1 protein-coding gene is annotated in these 496 nt (G+C 42.5%); it reads left to right on the top strand.

From position 1 onward, the window contains the following. The coding region (locus HMPREF2597_RS12925) for a Rib/alpha-like domain-containing protein (RefSeq protein WP_256337090.1) at positions 1–496 on the top strand (496 nt) is incomplete at both ends.

Below are 496 nucleotides of genomic sequence, written 5' to 3'. Positions count from 1 at the left end.
GTAACAGTAGACAATCCAAGCACATTGCCAAATGGTCAAACGCCTGGAACGTACACAGTACCAGCAACGGTAACATACCCAGATGGATCAAAAGATCATGTGAATGTACCGGTAACAGTGAAAGAACAACCAGACAAAGACAAATATGAACCGAAAGTAACACCAATCACAAAAGGGTTTGGTACACCAACAACAGCGGATGAAGTTAAAAAAGCAGTAACCGTACCAGATTACCCAAGTTCAAAAGGCACACCAACAGTAACAGTAGATAATCCAAGCACATTACCAGATGGTCAAACCCCAGGTACACACAATGTACCAGTGACAGTGACATATCCAGATGGCACAAAAGACCATGTGGATGTGCCAGTAACAGTGAAAGAACAACCAGACAAAGATAAATACGAACCAAAAGTGACGCCAGTCACAAAAGATTTTGGTACACCGACAACAGCGGATGAAGTCAAAAAAGCAGTGACTGTTCCGGATTATCCAA

The sequence above is a fragment of the Staphylococcus sp. HMSC063A07 genome, from assembly GCF_001836955.1.
GTDB lineage: Bacteria > Bacillota > Bacilli > Staphylococcales > Staphylococcaceae > Staphylococcus > Staphylococcus lugdunensis.
This window is presented reverse-complemented; position numbering and strand designations above follow the sequence as displayed.